General features: G+C 43.0%; 18 protein-coding genes and 1 pseudogene. 17 read left to right on the forward strand and 2 right to left on the reverse strand.

Translation table 11 applies throughout. The features are described from left to right. The first annotated feature begins 214 nt into the window (after window positions 1-214). From SM122_RS08470 to SM122_RS08505, 8 genes are all read left to right on the forward strand, one after another. Window positions 215-1,144: an ABC transporter permease gene (locus SM122_RS08470; protein WP_003009701.1), complete on the forward strand. Its 930-nt coding sequence runs from the start codon at window positions 215-217 to the stop codon at window positions 1,142-1,144. 13 nt (window positions 1,145-1,157) lie between these two features. After that, on the forward strand, window positions 1,158-2,090 hold the full coding sequence (locus SM122_RS08475) for a carbohydrate ABC transporter permease (protein WP_155169409.1): 933 nt from the start codon (window positions 1,158-1,160) through the stop codon (window positions 2,088-2,090). Between the two features lie 79 nt (window positions 2,091-2,169). Then, window positions 2,170-3,651 carry an ABC transporter substrate-binding protein gene (locus SM122_RS08480; protein ID WP_003009706.1) on the forward strand — a complete coding sequence of 494 codons (1,482 nt, stop codon included), beginning with the start codon at window positions 2,170-2,172 and terminating at the stop codon, window positions 3,649-3,651. Between the two features lie 404 nt (window positions 3,652-4,055). Next, window positions 4,056-4,667: a YesL family protein gene (locus tag SM122_RS08485; protein ID WP_021154271.1), complete on the forward strand. Its 612-nt coding sequence runs from the start codon at window positions 4,056-4,058 to the stop codon at window positions 4,665-4,667. A 2-nt stretch (window positions 4,668-4,669) separates the two neighbouring features. After that, window positions 4,670-6,316, forward strand: a complete 1,647-nt coding sequence (locus SM122_RS08490) for a sensor histidine kinase (RefSeq protein WP_195327227.1) — start codon at window positions 4,670-4,672, stop codon at window positions 6,314-6,316. Window positions 6,317-6,326: 10 nt separating this feature from the next. Beyond that, the gene (locus SM122_RS08495; RefSeq protein ID WP_024055441.1) at window positions 6,327-7,631 is read left to right on the forward strand and encodes a response regulator transcription factor; all 1,305 of its coding nucleotides are present in this window, start codon (window positions 6,327-6,329) and stop codon (window positions 7,629-7,631) included. A gap of 161 nt (window positions 7,632-7,792) precedes the next feature. Continuing rightward, a complete protein-coding gene (locus SM122_RS08500; protein WP_195327226.1) occupies window positions 7,793-8,386 on the forward strand; it encodes a TetR/AcrR family transcriptional regulator in 594 nt (197 codons plus the stop codon). Continuing rightward, on the forward strand, window positions 8,386-8,949 hold the full coding sequence (locus SM122_RS08505) for an NAD(P)H-dependent oxidoreductase (protein ID WP_195327224.1): 564 nt from the start codon (window positions 8,386-8,388) through the stop codon (window positions 8,947-8,949). Before SM122_RS08500 ends, SM122_RS08505 begins: the two co-directional genes overlap by 1 nt. An 85-nt stretch (window positions 8,950-9,034) precedes the next feature. Here the strand turns inward: SM122_RS08505 and SM122_RS08510 are convergent, their stop codons facing one another. Further along, window positions 9,035-9,889, reverse strand: coding sequence for a putative RNA methyltransferase (locus SM122_RS08510; RefSeq protein WP_195327222.1), 855 nt, complete (start codon window positions 9,887-9,889; stop codon window positions 9,035-9,037). Window positions 9,890-9,947: 58 nt separating this feature from the next. Here SM122_RS08510 and SM122_RS08515 point away from each other — a divergent pair. From SM122_RS08515 to SM122_RS08535, 5 genes and pseudogenes are all read left to right on the forward strand, one after another. Continuing rightward, a pseudogene (locus tag SM122_RS08515) lies at window positions 9,948-10,063 on the forward strand (winged helix-turn-helix transcriptional regulator); the annotation flags it as partial. Window positions 10,064-10,197: 134 nt separating this feature from the next. After that, window positions 10,198-11,064 carry an ABC transporter ATP-binding protein gene (locus tag SM122_RS08520; RefSeq protein WP_195327220.1) on the forward strand — a complete coding sequence of 289 codons (867 nt, stop codon included), beginning with the start codon at window positions 10,198-10,200 and terminating at the stop codon, window positions 11,062-11,064. Continuing rightward, the gene (locus tag SM122_RS08525) at window positions 11,064-11,906 is read left to right on the forward strand and encodes an ABC transporter permease (RefSeq protein WP_195327218.1); all 843 of its coding nucleotides are present in this window, start codon (window positions 11,064-11,066) and stop codon (window positions 11,904-11,906) included. Before SM122_RS08520 ends, SM122_RS08525 begins: the two co-directional genes overlap by 1 nt. An 18-nt stretch (window positions 11,907-11,924) precedes the next feature. Next, window positions 11,925-12,380 carry a LytTR family DNA-binding domain-containing protein gene (locus SM122_RS08530; protein ID WP_195327216.1) on the forward strand — a complete coding sequence of 152 codons (456 nt, stop codon included), beginning with the start codon at window positions 11,925-11,927 and terminating at the stop codon, window positions 12,378-12,380. 9 nt (window positions 12,381-12,389) lie between these two features. Further along, window positions 12,390-12,803, forward strand: coding sequence for a DUF3021 domain-containing protein (locus SM122_RS08535; RefSeq protein WP_049513833.1), 414 nt, complete (start codon window positions 12,390-12,392; stop codon window positions 12,801-12,803). Between the two features lie 62 nt (window positions 12,804-12,865). Here the strand turns inward: SM122_RS08535 and tyrS are convergent, their stop codons facing one another. Then, the gene (tyrS, locus tag SM122_RS08540) at window positions 12,866-14,122 is read right to left on the reverse strand and encodes a tyrosine--tRNA ligase (protein WP_003004779.1); all 1,257 of its coding nucleotides are present in this window, start codon (window positions 14,120-14,122) and stop codon (window positions 12,866-12,868) included. Between the two features lie 181 nt (window positions 14,123-14,303). Between tyrS and pbp1b the strand changes: the two genes are divergently transcribed. The 4 genes from pbp1b to SM122_RS08560 all read left to right on the forward strand — a co-directional run bounded on the left by pbp1b (window position 14,304) and on the right by SM122_RS08560 (window position 25,075). Next, complete coding sequence (pbp1b, locus tag SM122_RS08545; protein WP_195327215.1) at window positions 14,304-16,760, forward strand: penicillin-binding protein PBP1B; 2,457 nt, start codon at window positions 14,304-14,306, stop codon at window positions 16,758-16,760. A 351-nt stretch (window positions 16,761-17,111) separates the two neighbouring features. After that, window positions 17,112-20,681 carry a DNA-directed RNA polymerase subunit beta gene (rpoB, locus tag SM122_RS08550; RefSeq protein ID WP_023919659.1) on the forward strand — a complete coding sequence of 1,190 codons (3,570 nt, stop codon included), beginning with the start codon at window positions 17,112-17,114 and terminating at the stop codon, window positions 20,679-20,681. A gap of 159 nt (window positions 20,682-20,840) precedes the next feature. Then, on the forward strand, window positions 20,841-24,494 hold the full coding sequence (gene rpoC, locus SM122_RS08555; protein WP_070465298.1) for a DNA-directed RNA polymerase subunit beta': 3,654 nt from the start codon (window positions 20,841-20,843) through the stop codon (window positions 24,492-24,494). A gap of 191 nt (window positions 24,495-24,685) precedes the next feature. Next, entirely contained in the window at window positions 24,686-25,075 is a 390-nt protein-coding gene (locus SM122_RS08560) for a DUF1033 family protein (RefSeq protein ID WP_195327214.1), read from the forward strand. Window positions 25,076-25,135 lie beyond the last annotated feature (60 nt).

Raw genomic sequence — 25,135 nt, forward strand, 5'->3', positions numbered from 1 at the left:
GGATGACAGAAGTCTCATCTACAGTGGCTAGGAGTAGAAGAGGAGCTGTCTTTACGAACACCCTTTTCTACTCCTTTTTTAAAGCTATGTCATAAATTTGTAGAATTTTTTCTATAATTAGGAGTTTGAAAATATAAATGGGCTATCTTATAATAGGTGATGTAAACGCTACCAAAGCAAATAAACACGCTCAAGGCTCAAAGGGGGGAGTTAAATGAAAAAGTTTGTAAGGACTCTGAGAGAAAATTTCATTTTTCTTTTAATGGTCTTACCTGGTGCAGCGTGGTTAATCTTATTCTTCTATATTCCGGTTTTTGGGAATATCGTAGCATTTAAGGACTATCATATCACAGGAGAGGGCTTCATTGACAGTGTCATGAAGAGTAAGTGGGTTGGCTTTGACAACTTCAAATTCCTCTTTAGTTCCAAAGATGCCTACATTATTACAAGAAACACGGTATTGTACAACTTAGGATTCATCTTCTTAGGATTGATTGTTTCCGTTGGGATCGCCATCATCTTTAGTGAGTTGAGATCAAAAAGAGTGGTCAAGGTGCTTCAAACCTCCATGCTCTTCCCGTACTTCCTATCATGGGTTATCATCAGCTTCTTCACCGATGCCTTCCTTAACGTGGACAAAGGATTGGTCAACCACATCTTAACTTCATTTGGTATGAAAGCCATCAATTTCTATTCGGAATTGTGGATCTGGCCAGCGCTTCTCCTCTTCTTAGGAATCTGGAAAGGCTTTGGTTATAGCAGTGTCATGTATTATGCAACCATCATGGGAATTGACCCAACTTACTATGAAGCAGCGACCGTGGATGGTGCGTCTAAGTGGCAACGCATTCGCAACATCACCATTCCTCAGTTGTCTTCCTTGATTACGGTTTTGACCATTCTTGCAGTCGGAAATATCTTCCGCGCAGACTTCGGTCTTTTCTACCAAATCCCGCATAATGCTGGAGCTCTCTATAGTGTAACCAACGTTATTGATGTTTATGTCTACAACGGTTTGACCAAGTCAGGGGATATCGGGATGACAGCAGCAGCCGGTCTTTACCAATCGGTAGTCGGGCTGGTTCTTGTGTTAATCTCAAATATCATTGCCCGTCGCATTGATAAGAATGCCGCTCTCTTCTAGAAAGGAGGATCGTATGAAAAAATCAACCATTCAAAAAGAAAAAATTGATAATGTCGGGATCCATTCTTTCAGTAAGAAGAGCAACTTCTTCTTTACCTTGTTGTTGACCTTGGTCGGCTTGACCTGTGTGCTTCCCTTCATCTTCGTTGTCATGATCTCTTTGACAGACGAACAAAGTTTGGCAGTCCATGGCTTCCAATTCTGGCCAGCAAAATTTGGATTTGATGGTTACCTCTTCTTGGTACAGTTCAAAGACAAAATCTTGCAAGCCCTCTTCATTACCTTGTTTGTGACCATTGTGGGAACAGCATGTAATGTCTTTATCACCACAACTTATGCTTACGCTATCTCACGGAGTACCTTTAAATACCGCAAGTTCTTTACCGTATTTTCACTCCTTAGTATGCTCTTTAGTGCAGGGTTGGTTCCAAGCTACATTGTCACCACTCAACTCTTGAAGTTAGGTGATACCATCGGGGCTTTGATTATCCCAATGTTGCTCAGTCCATTTAACATCATCTTGATGCGGACCTTCTTTAAACGGACCATTCCAGAAGCTATCCTTGAATCCGCTCGGATCGATGGGGCAAGTGAAACACGGATCTTCTTCCAAATCTGCTTGCCATTGTCTCTTCCAGGGATTGCGACCATCAGTTTGTTCACCGCTTTAGGGTTCTGGAATGACTGGTTCAACGCCCTCCTCTATATTAAGAGTGACAACCTTTACCCATTGCAATACCTCTTGATGCAAATCCAAAACAATATGGATTACATCGCTAAAAACGTCGGGGTATCCGGCCAATTGGCAGGAGCTGTACAATCCATCCCACGGGAAACAGGACGTATGGCCATGGTGGTTGTGGCAACAGTGCCAATCGCCATTCTCTATCCATTCTTCCAACGCTACTTTGTAAAAGGCTTGACCATCGGTGGTGTGAAAGAATAACATCGTTTATTGAAAATCAGCAGGATTTTCAACTCATAACTTAGTCTAAAAAGAAAATAACATAAAGGAGATTTTTCTTATGAAAAATTGGAAAAAATACGCGTTAGCATCTGCTAGTGTCATCGCTCTTGGAGCTACTCTTGCTGCTTGTGGAAACCTTACAGGGAACAACAAGAAGTCTGCAACAACTGAAGACGGTAAACCAATCATCAAGATGTACCAAATCGGTGATAAACCAGATAACTTGGATGTTCTTCTTAAAAATGCCAACAAGATCATTGAAAAGAAAGTTGGCGCAAAATTGGATATCCAATATCTTGGTTGGGGTGACTATGCACAAAAAATGAACGTTATCATCTCATCTGGTGAAAACTATGATATTGCCTTTGCTAATAACTATGTCATTAACGCTCAAAAAGGTGCTTATGCTGACTTGACAGAATTGTACAAGAAAGAAGGGAAAGACCTTTACAAAGCACTTGACCCAGCTTACATCAAAGGGAACACTGTAAACGGCAAGATCTATGCTGTTCCAGTAGCAGCTAACGTTGCATCTTCTCAAAACTTTGCATTTAACGGACCACTTCTTGAAAAATATGGTATCGACGTTTCAAACGTGAAAGACTATGCTTCTCTTGAACCAGTCTTGAAAGCCATCAAAGAAAAAGATCCAAACGTTGTTCCATTTGCAATGAACAAGAGCTACGGTGGACCTTCAGATGACTTTGACTATGTGGCTGTTGATGGACTTCCATTCGTTGTTGACTTGAAAGGTGACACTACTAAGATCGTTGACCGTTACACCATTCCTCGTTATGTAGAAAACTTGAAGACTCTTCACAAATACTACGAAGCAGGATACATTCCAAAAGACGTAGCAACTAGCGACACTGGTTATGATCTTTCTCAAGATACATGGTTGGTTCGTGAAGAAACAGTAGGACCAGCTGACTACGGTAACAGCTTGCTTTCTCGTGTAGCAAACCGTAAGATCGAAATCAAACCATTTACTGAACTGTACAAGAAGAACAATACTACTCAAGTAGCTAACTTTGTTATCTCAAACAACTCTAAGAACAAAGAAAAAGCAATGGAAGTGTTGAACCTCTTGAACACTGATCCAGAACTCTTGAACGGCCTTGTTTATGGACCAGAAGGCAAGAACTGGGAAAAAGTTCCCGGCAAAGAAAACCGTGTCAAAGTCTTGGATGGCTACAACGGAAACACTCACATGTCTGGATGGAACACTGGTAACAACTGGATTCTTTACATCAACGAAAACGTAACAGATGAACAAATTGCACAATCTAAGAAAGACTTGGAAACTGCAAAAGAATCTCCAGCACTTGGCTTCATCTTTAACACAGATAAAGTGAAATCAGAAATCACTGCTCTTACAAATACTTTGAACCAATTCGCAGGTGCGATCAATACTGGTACAGTGGATCCTGAAGTAGAAGTTCCTAAGATGCTTGAAAAATTGAAATCAGAAGGTGCTTACCAAAAAGTGCTTGACGAAATGCAAAAACAATACGACGAATTCCTTGCTTCTAAAAAATAAGAACAGGTAGTTCGAAAAGGCTTTGGAGGGATCTCCAGAGCCTTTTATATTGAAGAGAAAGTCCTCTTAGAAGCTTTCCTTATGTGAGTACGGACGTCAGCGAACTTCTACGAAGTTCCATGACTTAGTTTTGAACCTAAAGTTTCAAAACTCCCGAGTGCTAGAAACACTAGTGTTTCTAGCACTTTTCTCACGGCGGAAAGTTTCGGTAGATGATTGAATAACTTTAACTCATAAAATGTTTTTATTTTTATATAATTTTATAGATCTGTATCAAAGAACAGTTTTTTATGAAAATAGAACTGTAAATGAAAATCAACATTTCAATTTACCAATGCAAATAGGGGGAAAGCGTTTTATTTTTATGGTATAATAGAATCACTAATTGGAAAAGAGGCTGAATGATGGGAAAAATCATCGAGTTCATTTTTACGAGAGTCTATGTTGCCATGCTGGTAACAGGGATTTTTTGGGTCTTGACGATCTGTGGGGGTGTTCTGCTAGGAGTAGGACCCGCTAGTGCCACTATCATGAGCCTCTATGCGGAAAATGGCATGACCTACAAGGACTATCATTGGTCACGCGCTTGGGAACTCTTCAAAGAAAATCTACGCCCGGCTAATCAAGTCTTTTATACCTTCTTTGCCATTGAAGGGGTTCTTCTCTATGGCATGTACCTCATGATCCAGATTCCTCACTTGAATTTCTTCCAAATTTTGGTTCTTTTGTTTAATCTGGTTTTTCTCTTGGTTGCGCCTCTAGCTTACGCCGTTTATTTGAAATTGCAAGTTCATTTCGATCTCTCTTATGCCAATAGTATCAAGCTCAGTTTGATCGGAATGTTGCTGGACATTCGTCCGGTTCTCAAGTTCATCCTTGGAACTGCGCTACTTGGCGTCATTAGCTACTATATGCCAGCCCTTCTCTTTTTCGTCTTGATCGGTGTATGGCATTTCTTTGTCAATGATATCTTTGACCCTGTTTATCAAAATATCCACGAAAAATTGGTATCCTAACGATGAAAAAAATCTGGTTAAGTACGCTTTTAAAATTCTACGCCTATGTCATGGTGGTCATTTTGACCATTATGGGTCTCGTCGTAGCGGGGATCTCTTGGAAAAACCAGCAAACTGAAGCCGATCGGATTGCCCAACGGGTCTTGACTGAAGTCGTGACGGATCTCGAGACCTCTTATCAGCGGGTCACACAAGAAGGGCGTAGTCTCGTTGAAAACCCTGCAAAGTTAGAAGGGGTTTATCGCTATTTTACCTTGTCACCATCGGAGTATGAGACTTGGCGATTGAATGCCCAGTTCCCTTCTTATATCCAATTGTCCCTACATAAGAATATTGACAGTCTCTATTTGAGCAATAAAAACATCGAGGGCATCGATGTCACCTTGTCTGATTACAAGACAGTATTTGTCTCTACCCGGCAATCGAAGGGGGGGAAGCAAGTTTCAGCGGACCATTACAAGGCTCCTGCGACAGCCATTCCGGTTCCTTTGACAGATCCGACTACGGGTGCTGGAGTTGGGATCGCTTATATGACGCTGGACCAGGAAATTTTGACGGCAGCAATTGACAATGCTAGAGGAGATCTACCGGTTGCTGTGCGGATCTTCACTCCCTTTGGGAAAGAAATGTACCATGAAGGGGATAAGGAGCAAGCAAAAGATGTTAAATGGCAAACCCGTAGCACGATCTATGGCTACAAGGTGGATGTCGTCGTTTCTGAAAGTTATTTGGTCAAGAAGGGTCTAGCTAACCTGACCACTTTTCTCTCCATTGCCTTCCTGATTTTCTTGATCCTGTACTTGTTATTACGGCAGATTTTCAAAAATTACCGGCGTCAAGTCCTCGACTTGGTTGATACCATGAATCAGATCAGTCAAGGCGATAGTGAACGTCGGATTGATACTTCGACGAAGGACCAAGAACTTTTGGTCATTGGTGATATGATCAATACCATGTTAGACAATATGGACAAGAACATTCGGGATATCTACCAGTTGCAGCTCAGCCAAAAAGATGCCAATATGCGGGCCCTACAAGCTCAGATCAATCCCCATTTCATGTACAATACACTGGAATTTATCCGGATGTATGCCGTCATGCAAGAGCAGGATGAATTGGGTGATATTATCTATGAGTTTAGTAGTCTTTTGCGCAATAATATCTCAGATGAGCGAGTGACGACGGTTGAAAACGAGCTCGAATTTTGTCGCAAATACAGCTACCTCTGCATGGTACGTTATCCCAAATCGATTGCCTATGGCTTTAAGATCGATCCAGGTTTGGAAAAAATGAAGATTCCAAAATTCACCATCCAGCCTTTGGTCGAGAACTATTTTGCGCATGGAGTGGACCATAAACGCAAGGACAATGTGATCAGTGTCAAGGTCTTGCAAGGAGAAGGGCAGGTCATCATCTTGATCACTGATAATGGGCGCGGGATGAAAGAAGAACAGCTAGAAAGCATTCAAGAGATGCTAGCCAATCGCAATCCACGCTCAGAAATCGAAGAAAAGAGTGGTCGGCAATCCATCGGAATTGTCAATGTCCATGAACGCCTGCTGCTCTATTTTGGAGATCGCTACCATATCCAAGTCTTCTCCCAACCTCACCATGGAGTGACCTATACGATAACCATTCAAGATGAATAAAGGAGACAGAATGTACAAAGTCTTATTAGTAGACGATGAGTATATGATTACAGAAGGGTTAAAAAAATTAATCCCCTTTGACCACTGGAATATGGAAGTGGTCGCAACTGCAGAAGATGCAGACCAGGCCCTTGATTATGTGCGAGAGTATCCGGTAGATGTGGTGATCACGGATGTCAATATGCCTGGGAAAACTGGACTTCAGATGATTGCTGAGATGAAGGATTTGATCCCAGATGCTGCCTTTATCATTATGTCAGGCTATCAGGATTTTGAATACGTCAAGACAGCTCTCAATTTGCGCGTGGCAGACTACCTGCTCAAACCTGTCAATAAGGTGGAGATGGGCAATATCCTAGAAAAAATTCAGCATAAAATCCAGCAACCAAGCCAAGAGTTGGCCGACCGTTTGATTCACGATGATATCTCTGAGGAAGAGTTTTGTCGCTATATCGCAGGTCGGAACTCATTGTGGATTGGAGTCGCTAAGGAGAAAAAAGGCTTTATCAGCTCGTCTTATCAAGTTCTTGGGCAAAATCTTCAACTCTTTATCTCGGATCAGGAAGAAGAAGCCATGATTGAGAAGGCCTTTGAACCTCCGTATAAGGAACACTTTCATCAATTTAAGGATCTAGTGGAGCGGAGCCTCTTTTATGGGGCGACCCCTCTCAATCAAGATGAAGAAGTCTTCCATTACTACGAGCCGGCCTATCGGGTGATCATGCAAGGAAATATCCAACAGATCTTAGAAGAACTGGACTGGTTAGAAAAAATGATCCTTGAGAAGACCCCTAAGGTCTCACTGACCAAGCAGCTCTTTATCCAATTTTTGATGGATGTCTTTCATTTGTTTGAATACCTGCAAGGTGATAATTTAGCTGATGTAGTCAAGAAAGTCCAAGAAACTGCCACTTTTAGCGAGATGATTGGCTTTATCCAGGAAGAGTTGTCCCGTTTCTTATCCCACTATCGGATGAATGAAAATGTAGCGAGTGTCCTCCAAGTGATTAGCCGTGATTACCAAAAAGAGCTGTCACTCAAGGATATCAGTCAGGGTCTCTTTATTAATCCAGTCTATTTAGGCCAATTGATTAAACGAGAAACCAATGCGACTTTCGCAGAACTCCTCAACAAACAGCGGATCAAGGCTGCCCAGCAACTTCTCTTATCGACCAATGATAGTATTGAAGATATCTGCTACAAGGTCGGTTACAGTAATGTTGGCTATTTCTACAAGGTTTTCCGCAAACTCTGTGGCAAATCGCCTAAAACCTATCGCTTACAAGTCATGACAGAGCATACAGAAGATGAGTAAAAGGCTGAGACGGTGGTCTCAGCCTTTTAATTGAAGATAAAGTCTTCTTAGAAACTCTCCTAAGGAAAGTTTTGAGTATTTTTTATTTGACAAATATAAGTAGACGGTGTATACTTTACAAAAAGTAGACAACGTATACTTTAATAAGGGAAGGTGGTCAAATGAAACGGAATACGGAAGAACTGAAAGAAAAGTTAATTTCGGTCGGCATTGAAGAAATCAGAACTAACGGGATTGACCGGATGTCTATGCGTATAATAGCTCAAAAATGTGGGGTGACTCATGGAGCTCCCTATAAGCATTTTGGAAGTAAAGATAGATATATTCAAGTTGTTATGGAACACTTATCAATGTTCTTTTTGAAAAATATGATACTTGGGATTGATACTTCCATAGATGCAAGAACTCAACTAACTCTGATGGGCTGTAACTTTGTAAGGTTTGCCCAAGAGGAAACCTATCTATTTGAAGCATTATTTATCAAATTTCCATATAACTATTTGGAGTTATCCCAGGAAACTATTTCAGTCAACTCCTCTTTACCAGGATTTGAACATTTTAAGTCGGTAGCGTTAAGACTTAAAGATGAGGAAAATCTTTCTAGTGGTGACGCAGAAATTTTGATCCATTTTTGGAGTTTTATTGCTGGTTTGGCTCTATTGGTAAGGAGTCCTGTTGGAGAAAGCTTTAAAGAAAATGATGTTCAAAAGACCGTCAGAACGATGCTTGATATTTATATAAAAGGAGATAGCTGATGAATGTTTTAATAATCTATTCACATCCGAATGAAACAAGTTATAATGCATCAATCCTTCAAACTGTGCAAAAGCATTTAGCACCAGAGCATAGAGTTAAAATAGTAGACTTATATAAAGAAAACTTTGATCCGGTTTTACGTTTTGATGAAACGCATAAAAGGAGAGATTTACAGCATAATGAAGACATGAAATCATATAGAGATTTATTGAGTTGGGCGGATCAGTTGATTTTTATTTTCCCTACTTGGTGGAGTGGAATGCCAGCTATTTTAAAAGGTTTTATTGATCGTGTTTTTGTTGCAGGTTTTGCTTATCAGAATGGACCTCGAGGTCCGGTGGGGCAACTAGATGGAAAAGCGTGGATCATTACGACGCATAATACGCCAAAAATTTTTCTTCCTTTTTCTCAAGACTACGCAAAGGTTCTAAAATCTCAAATCTTGAAACCCTGTGGTATTAAACCGGTTAAAATGACACAAGTTACACGAGTGGAGTATATGAGTGATCGTCAACGGAAAGAAGAACTCGAAAAAATCGCACAGATAGCCAAAAGGATTTAAAAACGTGCGTTACAAGTCATGACAGAGCATACAGAAGATGAGTAAAAGGCTGAGACAAATCGTCTCAGCCTTTTTACTTTGTATTTTAAGTCCTTTGTATCTTGATTTTCCCAACCAGCAGCTCAGCTTCAATGGTGATTTCTGTGAGTTGGGTCCAGTCGATTTTTTCTTGGTCAACATGAAATAGAAGGGGGGTCATGGTGAGGAGCGCCTGACGTTCTTCAGGAGTTAAACTCTTGGTAAGGCTGACCGTTTCGGATGAGAGGATCTGACAGTGATCTTCAAAGTGCTCCAAAATTTCCTGGTTGGAGTAAGATTGCTTGGCCAATTGATCTTGGGCAAACTGACGAATTTCTTTTAGATGAGAAGAGGTTGGGACGACCTTAATGATCACTCCTTCTGTCTTTAAGACACGTTCAAATTCAGCGTAATTAGCCGGGGAGAAGATGTCCAAAATGACCTCCATACTCTTAGATTGAATGGGTAAATGAGCCAAGTCTCCTACAAACCAATTGACCTTCCAGCTAGTGTCGCTCTTGGCAGCTAGTTGTACGGATTCCTTTGAAAGATCAAATGCATAGAAAGTAGCCTTGGGATAGGCTTCTTGTAGTTTTCGGGAGTAATAGCCTTCTCCACATCCGATATCTAGAATCTTGGCATCACTGGTCGGAATTTTTTGTCCGATCGCTGTTAGAATCGGCTCATAAAACCCTGCTTCTAAGATCAGCTGGCGATTCTGGAAATTTTCCTTGTCATAGTCCTTCGATTGTTTGATCTGGGGAGCCAGGTTGACATAGCCAAATTTTGCCAAATCAAAAGAATGGCCCTTGGGACATTTAAAACTAGTACCCACAAGTTCTAGGTCCAATTGACAGATGGGACAGGCAAAGGCAGTGGCTGTTTGAAATCGTTGTAATTTTGGTTTGATCGGTGTATTCATATTAGTAGTGTAACAAAAGAGCCTCTAGATAGCAACTGATGCTTTAATAGAGCTCTAATTGATTGAGAAATATGATTATGAGTCTCTGCCTCTCCATACAGAATAGGAGCTGACAGAAAAAGCAAGTCACTGATGCCGATTTTAAAGGACTTGAATCAATGGGGAAAAGAATAGTTGCATTAAATTTTCTTCTTCTTTTTGTCACTTTCATCTTGCCACTTAGGTTCTCATTTTGACCGCTTATCCCAAAAGGCCGTTTTTTAAACGGCTTTTTTGCTAAACTGATATTGTCAAAAAGGAGAGAGAACATGATATTACAAGCTAAAAACATCAGTAAACGGTATGGAAATCATCTAGCGGTTGATCATATTCACCTACAGTTTGAAAAGGGAACCTTTAATGCGATTCTAGGACCAAATGGGGCGGGGAAATCAACGACGATTTCCATGTTGATTGGTTTGAAACAACCAACGCAAGGCGACATTATTTATGAACCCGGTACTAAAATTGGTGTGGTCTTCCAAACCAGTGTTTTAGATGAGATGCTGACGGTTAGGGAAAATCTGACCATTCGTGCCAGACAGTACAAAGTCCTAAAACCAAATCGTGTGTCTGATCTTATTGATCGACTAGGCCTATCAGCTTTCCAAAAGCAGAAATATGGGACGCTTTCAGGCGGCCAAAAGCGCCGGGTTGACATTGCGCGTGCTCTACTGCACGGTCCAGATCTTCTGTTCTTAGATGAGCCAACGACAGGTTTAGACATTCAAACCCGGAAGTCTATTTGGGATTTGCTCTATCAATTGCAGAGAGAAGAGGGAATGACCGTTGTATTGACCACGCATTATCTTGACGAAGCAGATGAAGCTGATCAAATTTATATTGTAGACCATGGGAAAGTGATTGCTCAAGGATCGGCACTAGATATTAAGAGCCAGTATGCAAAAAATATCTTGAAGATTCGCTTCAAGGAGAGACAGCAGATAGAAAGTCTCAAAGCTTCGGGAATGTCAGTAGAGCAACAAGGTCAATTGGAGTATATTTTTCAACCCGAGAGTGAAAGGGAAGCCATTGATTACCTGGTACAAGTTAGAGATAAATTAGCCCATTTTGAGTTTCGTCCAGGGACCATGGATGATGCCTTTATTGCACTTACAGGAAGGGAGGTTCGCTAATGCTAGCCTTACTAAAGCGAAATTTTTTATTGTATTTTAGGAATCGTTCAGGTGTTTTCTTCTCCTTGTTGGGAGCCTTGATTTCCTTTATTCTCTATATTATTTTTCTTCAAAAAAATCTAACAGATGCCTGGGCTCAGCTCCCCAATAGTGCTCCTGTGTTAAATAATTGGTTAATGAGTGGGACGCTGGCTGTGACAGGGATTACGACAAGTCTGGCTGCCCTGACTCAGTTAGTAAAGGACCGTGAACATCAAGTAGATCAGGATCTTTATTTATCGGATCAAGGAAAGTGGCGGTTAGCATTTTCGTATCTAACGAGTGCAATCATCATTTCTTTTTCCATGCAGATCCTTATGTATGTGCTGATGTGTGGCTATTTTAGAGAAGTTCCAACCTTATCTCTATTACCTGAAGTGCTCCTCATTATGCTCCTTAGTAGCCTACTTTCTAGCTTAGTGAATGCCATTTTTGTTTATTTTTTCCAATCAGTAGACAGTCTTGGGAAGTTTTCGACCATAGTGGGTACAGCTTCTGGTTTTTTGGTAGGGACTTATGTACCTTTAGGTGTTTTACCCACTTTTGCACAATCACTAATGAAGTGCACTCCAGCAACTTATATTGCTGCACTTTATCGACAAGTCCTCATGAAAGAAGCATTAAGTGAGACCTTTAAAGGTCAAGATAATCTTCTTCAAGAGTTTCAAGAAAAAATGGGTGTTCAGCTCAAATGGCAAACTTTATTGACAAAGGAACAAACATACCTTATAGTGTTAGGAGGTATTCTTCTAGCTTTGGGGATTTGGATTTCCTTGGCAAAAAGATCGAGTAAAAGAAAGTAAGTGAGAATTGGAGTAGGAATGAAGATTCGTTTTGAGGAAAAACAAGATATCCCAGAAAACGACCTCTGTGTGGTCATTCAAGCCAAGCAATTATCTGATCAAGCACGAGAGGTGATGGAGTATCTCGAACAATTTTCGACAGTGAATCAAGTAGTGATCCCTATCAAAACAGATGATCATTTGATCATGGTGAAAATTGATGACATTATTCTAGCCGAGATTGATAAGAATCAGCTCACCATTTATACGACAGACAAAACGTTCACCATCAGAGATACTTTGATAAATTTTCAACATCGGATTAATCGTCGTAATTTTTTACAGATATCACGCCACGCGGTGATGAATATCGACCATTTAGAATCGCTATCGGATAGTTTTTCAGGCAATATGATGGCTAAACTGACACGTGGAGTAAAATCAAGTGTCAGTCGGAAATATGTCAAATCCTTGATGGATTATTTAGGGGTATAGGAGAAAGTGATGAAACGAGTTATAGCTTATTTTGTATCTGGTATGAGGACAGGATCCTTCTTTTATTTGTGTTTGGTGTTATTATCCCATGTCTATACCAACATCGTCTATCCCGCTGTAAATGTCCGCAACATCCTAGCGATATTTTTGATGAGTGGGACAATGGGGGTCTTGACCTTCATTCTTGAGGAAGAAGAGTTTTTGACCTATAGTTTGCGTGTGGCTTTGCATTTAGTTGTGACAGCTGCCATCTTAGCATTAACCTACTTGTTTTTTGGCTGGGGGACAGCCTTGAGGAGCCCGATTCCTTGGTTGATCTTTCTAGCCATTTACGGCCTGATCTGGCTGTACCAGATTTGGCAACTCCATAAAAAAACTCAACGAATCAACCAAGCTTTGTTGCATCGCAGAAAAGGGAAATAGTCTCAGAAAAAAGTGTATAAGAAAACCACGAAGTTCATACGAAACTTCGTGGTTTTACTTTCTTAATAAGTCAAAACAAAGTATTTTTTCTTACCGCGACGGATAACGGTCAATTCATTTTCTAATTTATCGCTATCGCTCAAGACATAGTCAAGGTCTTGGATGCGTTCGCCATTGACGTAGATCGCTCCATTTTGAACATCTTCGCGGGCTTGGCGTTTAGAATTCACTACACCAGCTGTGACCAAGAGTTCTACAATGTTGAGGTTGTCTTCTGCTTGGACCTGGTAGTTTGGCACACCACGAAGTCCCTGTTTGAGTTCTTTGACAGAAAGGTTTTTGATGTTTCCTGCAAAGAGTTGTTCCGTGATGTTGAGGGCTTCCTTGTAAGCTTCTTCACCGTGAACGAGGGTGACCACTTCACGCGCCAAGATCTTTTGAGCCAAGCGTTCATGAGGAGCAGCCTCAAACTGTTTGCGGATCTCTTCGATTTCATCGAGTGACAAGAAAGTGAAGATTTTCAAGAAGCGCACAGCATCCGCATCCATCACATTCATCCAGAATTGGTACATTTCGTAAGGAGATGTTTTGTCTGCATTGAGCCAGACGGCATTGCCTTCTGATTTACCGAATTTCTTACCAGTTGCATCTGTGATCAAAGGCACAGTCATAACATGACCAGTTTTATCTGCCTTACGACGCATCAACTCAGTACCAGCTGTCATGTTTCCCCATTGGTCAGATCCACCGATTTGAAGGGTGACATTGTGTTCTTGGTTGAGGACGTAGAAGTCGTAGCCTTGCATGATTTGGTAGGCAAACTCTGTGTAAGAAATCCCTGTCTCAATCCGTTTTTTAACAGATTCCTTACTCATCATAGCATTGACCGTAAAGTATTTTCCGACATCGCGAAGAAAGTCAATAAAGCTAATGCTTCCGAACCAATCGTAGTTGTTGACCATTTCGGCTTTGTTGTCACCATTTTCAAAATCGAGGAAACGAGACAATTGCCCTTGAATGGAGCGAACCCATTCTTGAACCGTTTCTTTTGTTTGGAGACTACGCTCAGCATCTTTGAAGGACGGATCTCCAATGAGACCAGTCGCACCGCCAACGAGCGCGTAAGGTTTGTGGCCTGCTAGTTGAAGGCGACGGCTCGTTAAGATGGCAACCAAGTGACCAAGGTGAAGGCTGTCAGCAGTTGGATCATAACCAGTATAATAAGAAACCTGACCTTCTTCCAGTGCTTTGCGCAAGGCTTCTTCATCCGTCGTTTGAAATACCAAACCACGCTCTTTTAGCTCATCAAAAATGTGCATGTGTCTTTTCTCCTTTATAAGTTTATTCATTTCTCTATTCTACCATAAACCACGGAAATGGCAATGCTTCCGTCATTTTCTTGTCCTTACCCAAGAAGATTGAGCGAGGATTTTTACGCTCTTGTGATTGAAAACAAAGGGGCTAATCTGCTATAATATAGGGAACAAGGAGAAAGAATCAGTGAATCAATTAAAAGAGAAGCTGCAAGAGTTTTGGAAGAAAGTCCAAAAATTCTTTGCAAAGATGTATACAGAAACTCCGAATAAGGAAAAAAATGAAGAAAGTAGCTGGTCTGTCGGCGATATTTTTGCGACCTTTTTGAGGACGCTCAAACTCTTGTGGGATGTGATGATCGCCTTATTTGTGTGCCTCTTTTTATTTGGCGCAGGGATCGGGATTGGTTATGCAGCAAGCCTCTTTAGCAATGTCAAGGTTCCAAAGACAGAAGAGCTGGTCCAGCAGGTTCGCAATGTCAGCAGTGTTTCAAAACTGACCTATTCCGATAAGAGCCTGATTGCAGAAGTGGACAGTGATTTGATCCGCACGCCGGTAGCTGGAGATGCCATTTCCGACAATGTCAAAAAGGCTGTGATCGCTACTGAGGATGAGAACTTTGAAAGCCACAAGGGGGTTGTGCCCAAAGCTGTTCTTCGGGCGACGCTTGGATCTGTAGCCGGTGTCGGTTCCTCTAGTGGGGGATCGACCCTGACCCAGCAGTTGATCAAACAGCAAGTCGTAGGAGATGCTCCCACCTTTACTCGTAAGGCGACAGAGATTGTCGATGCCCTAGCTTTAGAGAGGGGAATGGATAAAAACGAAATCCTAACCACCTACTTAAACGTCTCGCCTTTTGGACGAAACAATCGGGGGCAAAATATTGCAGGTGTGGAAGCCGCAGCTCAAGGGATCTTTGGCGTCTCTGCGAAAGACTTGTCTGTTCCACAAGCAGCCTTTATCGCTGGCTTGCCACAAAGTCCAATTGTCTATTCCCCTTATGCTGCAGACGGTAGCCTAAAGAGCAAGGAGAACCTCGAGTTAGGTTTGGCGCGTGCCAAAGATGTCTTGTTCAATATGTACCGGACGGGAGCCTTATCGAAAAAAGACTACGAAACCTATGCTCAGTACGACTTGACCAAAGACTTCATTGCTCCAGATGGCATCGAGAAAACACCGCATGACTACCTCTACTTCCAAGCAATGGAAGAAGCAAAAGAGGCCATGTATGATTACTTGATCAAGCGAGACAATGTAACCAAGCAAGACCTGAAAAATAATGAAACCGTCAAGGCTTATCAAGAATTAGCTGAGAGTGAGTTGCGCGAAGGTGGTTACACTATCCAAACCACTATTAACAAACCGGTTCACAATGCGATGCAGGCTGCAGTCGCGAATTTTGGAAGCGTCTTGGATGATGGAACGGGACTGGTAGAAGTTGGGAATGTCCTGATGGACAACCGAACGGGTGCTGTTTTAGGATTTATCGGTGGTCGGAATTTTGATGGTAACCAAAACAACCATGCCTTTGATACAGAACGTTCCCCAGGATCTACTATCAAGCCGCTGTTGGCCTATGGGATTGCCATTGACCAAGGCCTGATGGGAAGTAATAGCATCCTTTCTAACTACCCAACTAATTTCTCAAGTGGGGAGCCGATCATGCACGTGGATAGCCGAGGAACAGCCATGATGGATCTCCGTGAGGCCCTCAATACCTCATGGAATATTCCGGCTTACTGGACTTACCGAACCCTTCGTGAAAAGGGTGTGGATGTCCCATCCTACATGAAGAAAATGGGCTATGATATCCCTGAATATGGCATTGAGAGTCTACCAATGGGGGGAGGAATTGAGGTCACTGTTGCCCAACATACCAACGGTTTCCAAACCATTGCTAACAATGGGAACTACCTCAAACGCTACATGGTGGAGCAAATCATCGACCGAGATGGGGATGTAGTCTACAAGCACGAGGCAGATCCGGTTCGTGTCTACTCTCCAGCAACAGCAACGATTATGCAGGATCTCTTGCGTGGGGTCATCACATCTGGTGCCACAACGACCTTTAAGTCACGGATTAGCCAAGTCAACCCAACACTGGCAGGTGCAGACTGGATTGGAAAAACCGGTACCACTAACTCAAATGGAGATATGTGGCTCATGTTGTCCACCCCTAATGTTTCTTTAGGAGGTTGGATTGGCCATGACAACAATGCTTCCATGCAGACCTTGACTGGATACAACAACAATGCCCAATACATGGCGCAGTTGGCGAATGCGATCTACCAAGCAGATCCAAGTCTCTTCGGAATTCAGGATAAATTCACTCTCGATAAGAGTGTGATCCGTTCTGAAGTGCTCAAATCGACGGGTGAAAGACCGGGTCGCGTCAATGTCAATGGCCGGGATATCGATGTGAGCGGTCAAACGGTGACGAGTCTTTGGGCCAAAAACGGAGCGCCAACTACTCAATACCGCTTTGCCATCGGGGGATCGGATAGCGATTATCAAAGTGCTTGGGCGGCCATTCTCGGTAATAGCAGTGGAAATCAGTCGAATAATAAGAACAATTCGACAACCAATAGTTCATCAAGCAATAGTTCAAATCGAAACAGCTCAAATCGTGGCAATCGACGCTAGTCTGATCCAGTAGAAAACCTAGAGAAAGCCTTGATTTTTGGAGCAAAAAACGGTATAATAGTGATAACTAATTTGTCGTGTGCTTTATTTGAAATATTGTCCAAATAAGAGCTTACAGCAGTTAAATCTTACTTGAATAAGTCGATTTAGCTGCTCTTTTTGTGCCTATTTTTCAGAAAAATCCTAGTTTGTTACACAAATTTAATTTTTCTAAAAATTATAAAAAGCGACGAATGAGGTGAAGAGACAGCTCTTCACGTGATGCAAATCACACAATTGTAGTTAAAACCGGATAGGTGGTGAAAGTCATTTCACCAAGCTATCCTAGTATGGAAAAAGGAGCTAAAAACTTTGGCAGGACATGACGTTCAATACGGGAAACATCGGACCCGTCGTAGTTTTTCAAGAATCAAAGAGGTTCTTGATTTACCAAACTTGATTGAAATCCAGACAGACTCATTCAAAGATTTCTTGGATCATGGCTTGAAGGAAGTATTTGAAGATGTGCTTCCCATCTCAAACTTCACGGATACAATGGAATTGGAATTTGTGGGTTATGAAATCCGCGAACCTAAGTATTCGCTTGAAGAAGCGCGCATCCACGATGCCAGCTACTCAGCACCAATCTTTGTGACCTTCCGTTTGGTCAACAAAGAAACAGGTGAAATCAAGACCCAAGAAGTTTTCTTTGGTGATTTCCCAATCATGACTGAAATGGGAACTTTCATCATCAATGGTGGAGAACGGATTATCGTATCTCAGTTGGTCCGCTCACCAGGTGTCTACTTCAATGATAAGGTGGACAAGAATGGTAAAGTTGGTTATGGATCAACTGTTATCCCTAACCGTGGGGCTTGGTTAGAGCTTGAAACCGACTCAAAAGACATTGCTTACACACGTATCGACCGCACACGTAAGATTCCATTTACAACTCTTGTGCGTGCTCTTGGATTCTCTGGAGATGATGAAATCATCGATATCTTTGGGGATAGCGAATTGGTTCGTAATACCATTGAAAAAGATATCCACAAAAATCCAATGGATTCACGGACAGATGAAGCCCTCAAAGAAATCTACGAGCGTCTTCGTCCGGGTGAACCAAAAACAGCGGAAAGCTCACGCAGCTTGTTGGTAGCTCGTTTCTTTGATCCACGTCGTTATGACTTGGCTCCTGTCGGTCGCTACAAGATCAACAAGAAACTCAATATCAAGAACCGCTTGTTGAACCAAACAATCGCAGAACCATTGGTAGATGCTGAAACAGGGGAAATCCTTGTAGAAGCTGGTACTGTCATGACGCGCGATGTGATCGACAGCATCTCAGAACAATTGGATAACGGTTTGAACAAAATCACCTACATTCCAAATGATGCTGCTGTTTTGACAGAACCAGTAGAATTGCAAAAATTCAAAGTTGTCGCTCCAACAGATCCAGACCGCGTTGTCACCATCATCGGAAATGCCAACCCATCTGACAAAGTACGGATTGTAACTCCAGCAGATATCTTGGCAGAAATGAGCTATTTCTTGAACCTGGCAGAAGGTATTGGTCGCGTGGATGATATCGACCACCTTGGAAACCGTCGGATTCGTGCCGTTGGTGAATTGCTTGCCAACCAAGTGCGTCTTGGACTTTCACGGATGGAACGAAACGTTCGCGAACGCATGTCTGTACAAGATAACGATGTTTTGACACCTCAACAAATCATCAACATTCGTCCAGTAACTGCAGCGATTAAAGAATTCTTTGGTTCTTCACAATTGTCACAGTTCATGGACCAACACAACCCACTTTCTGAGTTGTCTCACAAACGTCGTTTGTCTGCCTTAGGGCCTGGTGGTTTGACACGTGACCGTGCCGGATATGAAGTGCGTGACGTACACTATACCCACTATGGTCGTATGTGTCCAATCGAAACACCTGAAGGACCAAACATCGGTTTGATCAACAACTTGTCATCTTACGGACACTTGAACAAATATGGCTTCATCCAAACGCCATACCGTAAAGTGGACCGTGAAAAAGGTGTGGTGACCAACGAAATCGTTTGGTTGACAGCCGATGAAGAAGATGAGTACATCGTTGCTCAGGCCAACTCTAAGTTGAACGAAAAAGGTGGCTTTGCTGAGCCAATCGTTATGGGACGTCACCGTGGTAACAACCAAGAATTCCCATCTGATCAAGTCGACTACATGGACGTATCTCCAAAACAAGTAGTTGCTGTTGCGACAGCATGTATTCCTTTCTTGGAAAACGATGACTCCAACCGTGCCCTCATGGGTGCCAACATGCAACGTCAGGCTGTGCCATTGATTGATCCAAAAGCCCCTTATGTGGGTACTGGTATGGAATACCAAGCTGCCCATGATTCAGGAGCTGCAGTCATTGCTCAACACGATGGTAAAGTTACTTATGCAGATGCAGACAAGGTAGAAGTTCGTCGGGAAGATGGATCTCTTGATGTTTATCATATCCAAAAATTCCGTCGTTCAAACTCAGGTACGGCTTACAACCAACGTACCCTTGTAAAAGTTGGCGATGTCGTTGAAAAAGGCGACTTTATCGCTGACGGTCCATCGATGGAAAAAGGGGAAATGGCCCTTGGTCAAAACCCAATCGTCGCTTATATGACATGGGAAGGGTATAACTTCGAGGATGCCGTTATCATGAGCGAACGCTTGGTGAAAGAAGATGTTTACACATCTGTTCACTTGGAAGAATTCGAATCAGAAACACGCGATACCAAGTTAGGCCCTGAAGAAATTACCCGTGAAATTCCAAACGTTGGGGAAGATGCTCTTCGTGACTTGGATGAAACAGGTATTATCCGTATTGGTGCTGAGGTTAAAGAAGGCGATATCCTTGTCGGTAAGGTAACACCGAAGGGTGAAAAAGACCTTTCTGCTGAAGAACGTCTCCTTCACGCGATCTTTGGAGATAAATCTCGTGAAGTGCGTGATACTTCTCTTCGTGTGCCTCACGGTGGAGATGGAGTCGTTCGCGATGTTAAGATCTTTACACGTGCAAACGGAGATGAATTGCAATCGGGTGTCAACATGTTGGTTCGTGTTTACATCGCACAAAAACGCAAGATCCGCGTCGGAGATAAGATGGCCGGTCGTCACGGAAACAAAGGGGTTGTGTCTCGTATTGTTCCAGTTGAAGACATGCCTTACCTTCCAGACGGTACACCAGTTGATATCATGTTGAACCCTCTTGGGGTGCCATCACGTATGAATATCGGTCAGGTTATGGAACTTCACCTTGGTATGGCCGCTCGTAACTTGGGTATCCACATCGCAACACCAGTCTTTGACGGAGCAAGCTCAGAAGACCTCTGGGATACTGTAAAAGAAGCTGGTATGGATAGCGATGCTAAGACAATCCTTTACGATGGACGTACAGGTGAGCCATTTGACAACCGTGTCTCTGTCGGTGTCATGTACATGATCAAGCTCCACCACATGGTTGATGATAAACTCCATGCCCGTTCAGTCGGACCTTACTCAATGGTTACCCAACAACCACTCGGAGGGAAAGCTCAATTTGGTGGACAACGTTTCGGGGAAATGGAAGTGTGGGCCCTTGAGGCTTATGGTGCATCAAATGTCCTTCAAGAAATCTTGACCTACAAGTCAGATGATGTCAACGGACGTTTGAAAGCTTATGAAGCAATTACCAAAGGTAAACCAATTCCAAAACCAGGTGTACCAGAATCCTTCCGCGTTCTTGTCAAAGAATTGCAATCTCTTGGTCTTGACATGCGTGTCTTGGACGAAGATGATCAAGAAGTGGAACTTCGTGACCTCGATGAAGGGGAAGACGATGATGTGATTCATGTGGATGACCTTGAAAAAGCACGTGAAAAAGCAGCTAAGGAAGCAAAAGCAGCCTTTGATGCTGAAGAATCAGAAAAATAATCAGTAAAAATGATTGTCTTGTAAGAAACCAATGCTTCTGACAGGATGATTCGATAACAAGATACAGACACAAGGAGGTGGCAAGAAAGTTTTCTTTCTTTCCCCACCTAAGCTGTATCCAAATGAAACAAGTATGAAAACAAGGAAAGGTAAGAAATAGTGGTTGATGTAAATCGTTTTAAAAGTATGCAAATCACCCTAGCTTCTCCAAGCAAGGTCCGTTCATGGTCTTATGGAGAGGTCAAGAAACCTGAAACAATCAACTACCGTACATTGAAACCAGAACGTGAAGGTCTCTTTGATGAAGTCATCTTTGGACCTACAAAAGACTGGGAATGTGCGTGTGGGAAATACAAACGGATCCGTTACAAAGGGATCGTTTGTGACCGCTGTGGGGTTGAAGTAACACGTGCCAAGGTTCGTCGTGAACGTATGGGACACATCGAGTTGAAAGCGCCTGTATCACACATCTGGTACTTCAAAGGCATCCCTTCTCGTATGGGATTGACTTTGGATATGAGCCCTCGTGCCCTTGAAGAAGTTATTTACTTCGCAGCTTACGTGGTCATCGATCCAAAAGATACACCACTTGAGCACAAATCCATCATGACAGAACGTGAATACCGTGAACGATTGCGTGAATACGGACCAGGTTCTTTTGTAGCTAAGATGGGTGCAGAAGCGATCCAAGACCTCTTGAAACAAGTGGATCTGGAAGCTGAAATTGCTCTCTTGAAAGAAGAATTGAAGACTGCAACTGGTCAAAAACGTGTGAAGGCTGTTCGTCGTTTGGATGTCTTGGATGCCTTCTACAAATCTGGTAACAAGCCAGAGTGGATGGTTCTCAACATCCTTCCGGTTATTCCACCAGATCTTCGTCCGATGGTCCAATTGGATGGTGGCCGTTTTGCTGCCTCTGACTTGAACGACCTTTACCGTCGTGTGATCAACCGGAACAACCGTTTGGCACGTTTGCTCGAGTTGAATGCCCCTGGTATCATCGTGCAAAACGAAAAACGGATGCTCCAAGAAGCCGTTGATGCATTGATTGACAATGGTCGTCGTGGTCGTCCGATTACAGGACCAGGTAGCCGTCCACTCAAATCATTGAGCCACATGCTCAAAGGTAAACAAGGACGTTTCCGTCAAAACTTGCTCGGTAAACGTGTCGACTTCTCAGGACGTTCTGTTATCGCCGTTGGTCCAACTCTTAAGATGTACCAATGTGGTGTACCACGTGAAATGGCGATCGAGCTCTTCAAACCATTTGTGATGCGTGAAATCGTTGCGCGTGATATCGTGCAAAACGTCAAAGCTGCAAAACGCTTGGTCGAACGTGGAGATGAACGCATCTGGGATATCCTAGAAGAAGTGATCAAAGAACACCCAGTTCTCTTGAACCGCGCACCGACCCTTCACCGTTTGGGGATCCAAGCTTTTGAACCTGTATTGATTGACGGGAAAGCTCTTCGCTTGCACCCACTTGTCTGTGAAGCCTACAATGCCGACTTTGACGGGGACCAAATGGCCATCCACGTACCGCTTTCAGAAGAAGCCCAAGCAGAAGCTCGTATCTTGATGTTGGCTGCTGAGCACATCTTGAACCCTAAAGACGGTAAACCAGTTGTTACCCCATCTCAGGATATGGTATTGGGGAACTACTACCTCACTATGGAAGAAGCTGGTCGTGAAGGCGAAGGCATGGTCTTTAAAGACCGTGATGAAGCGGTCATGGCCCTTCGCAATGGCTATGTTCACTTGCATACCCGTGTCGGAATTGCGACAGATAGCTTGAACAAACCATGGACAGAAGCGCAACAACACAAGATTCTCTTGACAACTGTTGGTAAGATTCTCTTTAACGATATCATGCCTGCAGAACTTCCATACCTTCAAGAGCCAAATAATGCCAACTTGACAGAAGGCGTTCCAGCTAAGTACTTCTTGGAGCCTGGTCAAGATGTCAAAGCAGCGATTGAAAAATTGGAATTAAACGTTCCATTCAAGAAGAAAAATCTTGGAAATATCATCGCAGAAATCTTCAAACGCTTCCGTACAACTGAAACGTCTGCTTTCTTGGACCGCTTGAAAGACCTGGGTTACCATCACTCAACCCTTGCTGGTTTGACAGTGGGGATTGCCGATATCCCGGTCGTTGAAGACAAGGCAGAAATCATTGAAGAATCTCACAAACGTGTGGAACAAATCACCAAACAATTCCGTCGTGGTTTGATCACGGATGACGAACGCTACAATGCCGTTACAGCTGAATGGCGTGCGGCTCGTGAGAAATTGGAAAAACGCTTGGTGGATAACCAAGATCCGAAGAACCCAATCGTTATGATGATGGACTCTGGAGCCCGTGGTAACATCTCAAACTTCTCGCAGCTTGCCGGTATGCGTGGTTTGATGGCCGCTCCAAACGGACGGATCATGGAATTGCCAATCCTTTCAAACTTCCGCGAAGGTTTGTCAGTACTCGAAATGTTCTTCTCAACTCACGGTGCCCGTAAAGGGATGACCGATACGGCCCTTAAGACAGCCGACTCTGGTTACTTGACTCGTCGTTTGGTTGACGTGGCCCAAGACGTCATTATTCGTGAAGATGACTGTGGAACAGACCGTGGACTTGTAATCCGTGCCATTACTGATGGCAAGGAAATGATCGAGCCACTCGAAGAACGCTTGACAGGTCGTTATACCAAGAAATCTGTTAAACACCCTGAAACAGGTGAAGTCATTGTTGGGCCAGATACCTTGATCTCAGAAGACCTAGCACGTGAAATTGTCAAAGCTGGTGTGGAAGAAGTCACTATCCGCTCTGTCTTTACATGTAACACCCGCCATGGTGTCTGCCGTCACTGTTATGGTATCAACTTGGCGACTGGTGATGCGGTTGAAGTGGGTGAAGCAGTCGGAACCATCGCTGCCCAATCTATCGGGGAACCTGGTACACAGTTGACCATGCGTACCTTCCACACGGGTGGGGTTGCCTCAAATGCCGATATCACGCAAGGTCTTCCTCGTGTCCAAGAAATCTTTGAAGCCCGCAATCCAAAAGGGGAAGCGGTCATCACTGAGGTCAAAGGGGAAGTCACAGCCATCGAAGAAGATGCTTCTACACGGACCAAGAAAGTCTTTGTTAGCGGAGCAACTGGTGAAGGTGAATACGTTGTCCCTTACACTGCCCGCATGAAAGTCGAAGTAGGAGATCAAGTCTCTCGTGGTGCGGCTCTGACAGAAGGGTCTATCCAACCAAAACGTCTCCTTGCCGTTCGTGATGTCTTGTCGGTTGAAACTTACCTTCTTGCGGAAGTACAAAAAGTATACCGTAGCCAAGGGGTAGAAATCGGCGATAAACACATCGAGGTAATGGTTCGTCAAATGATCCGTAAAGTACGTGTCATGGATCCAGGAGATACAGACCTTCTCATGGGTACGCTTATGGACATTACAGACTTTACAGATGCTAATAAGGATGTCCTTATCTCTGGTGGAGTTCCTGCGACTGCTCGTCCAGTCCTTATGGGAATCACCAAAGCCTCTCTTGAAACCAACAGTTTCTTGTCAGCTGCTTCCTTCCAAGAAACCACTCGTGTTCTTACTGACGCAGCGATCCGTGGTAAGAAAGACCATCTCCTTGGACTTAAGGAAAATGTTATCATTGGTAAGATTATTCCTGCAGGTACAGGTATGGCTCGTTACCGTAACTTGGAACCACAAGCGATTAATGAAGTTGAAATTATCGAAGAAGTGCCATTAACAGATGGAACAGTTGATGAAGTTCAAACAGCTGAAGTCGTAGAAGAATAAGAAAATTAGTCGGAACTACAAGTTCCGGCTTTTTTTTGAAAAAAGGACCCAATAGTAATTAGGCAGTCTATTTTTGGAAAATATTGGTGAAAATCACCTGAAAACTGCCTGAAAAATCATGCTCTGAGCAGAAAACTTTTATTCTCAAAGAATTTTCTATATAATAGACGATACAAAGGATGGAAGAGTTTATGTATCGAGTGATTGAAATGTACGGGGACTGTGAACCCTGGTGGTTTTTAGATGGTTGGGAAGAAGATATCGTGAGTAGTCGGAAGTTTGAAGACTATTACCAGGCTTTGAAATACTACAAGCAGAAGTGGTTGGAGTTAAATGAGCACTTTCCAAGTTATAAGAGTCGGAGTGACCTCATGACGATCTTTTGGGATACCAAGGAGCAAGAGTGGTGTGAGGACTGCAGTGAAGATGTGCAGTTTTTCCATTCGATTGTCCTCCTAGAAGACGAGCACAAGATCCCTAAAAGCAAGCTCCGTCCAGGTTACGAAAAGGAAAGAGGCAGTCGCAAGCACCGTTCTTGTCAATATACACTCGATTCAAAAAGGGGGACGACCCTGTCATAAGAGAAATGCGGAAGATTTTTTAGAGCGATCTAGAAAGTCTTCTTTTTTTGTCTTCTTTTT

The sequence above is a fragment of the Streptococcus gingivalis genome (assembly GCF_035544715.1).
Lineage (GTDB): Bacteria > Bacillota > Bacilli > Lactobacillales > Streptococcaceae > Streptococcus > Streptococcus gingivalis.

Excerpts from the sequence above, each read along its gene's own strand:
- SM122_RS08500 (WP_195327226.1), top strand. The coding sequence starts at position 7,793 with ATGAAACGGAATACGGAAGAACTGAAAGAAAAGTTAATTTCGGTCGGC.
- SM122_RS08535 (WP_049513833.1), top strand. The coding sequence starts at position 12,390 with ATGAAACGAGTTATAGCTTATTTTGTATCTGGTATGAGGACAGGATCC.
- SM122_RS08490 (WP_195327227.1), top strand. The coding sequence starts at position 4,670 with ATGAAAAAAATCTGGTTAAGTACGCTTTTAAAATTCTACGCCTATGTC.
- SM122_RS08510 (WP_195327222.1), bottom strand. The coding sequence starts at position 9,889 with ATGAATACACCGATCAAACCAAAATTACAACGATTTCAAACAGCCACT.
- SM122_RS08475 (WP_155169409.1), top strand. The coding sequence starts at position 1,158 with ATGAAAAAATCAACCATTCAAAAAGAAAAAATTGATAATGTCGGGATC.
- SM122_RS08560 (WP_195327214.1), top strand. The coding sequence starts at position 24,686 with ATGTATCGAGTGATTGAAATGTACGGGGACTGTGAACCCTGGTGGTTT.
- SM122_RS08480 (WP_003009706.1), top strand. The coding sequence starts at position 2,170 with ATGAAAAATTGGAAAAAATACGCGTTAGCATCTGCTAGTGTCATCGCT.
- SM122_RS08505 (WP_195327224.1), top strand. The coding sequence starts at position 8,386 with ATGAATGTTTTAATAATCTATTCACATCCGAATGAAACAAGTTATAAT.
- tyrS (WP_003004779.1), bottom strand. The coding sequence starts at position 14,122 with ATGCACATTTTTGATGAGCTAAAAGAGCGTGGTTTGGTATTTCAAACG.
- SM122_RS08520 (WP_195327220.1), top strand. The coding sequence starts at position 10,198 with ATGATATTACAAGCTAAAAACATCAGTAAACGGTATGGAAATCATCTA.
- SM122_RS08485 (WP_021154271.1), top strand. The coding sequence starts at position 4,056 with ATGGGAAAAATCATCGAGTTCATTTTTACGAGAGTCTATGTTGCCATG.
- SM122_RS08530 (WP_195327216.1), top strand. The coding sequence starts at position 11,925 with ATGAAGATTCGTTTTGAGGAAAAACAAGATATCCCAGAAAACGACCTC.
- SM122_RS08495 (WP_024055441.1), top strand. The coding sequence starts at position 6,327 with ATGTACAAAGTCTTATTAGTAGACGATGAGTATATGATTACAGAAGGG.
- SM122_RS08525 (WP_195327218.1), top strand. The coding sequence starts at position 11,064 with ATGCTAGCCTTACTAAAGCGAAATTTTTTATTGTATTTTAGGAATCGT.
- SM122_RS08470 (WP_003009701.1), top strand. The coding sequence starts at position 215 with ATGAAAAAGTTTGTAAGGACTCTGAGAGAAAATTTCATTTTTCTTTTA.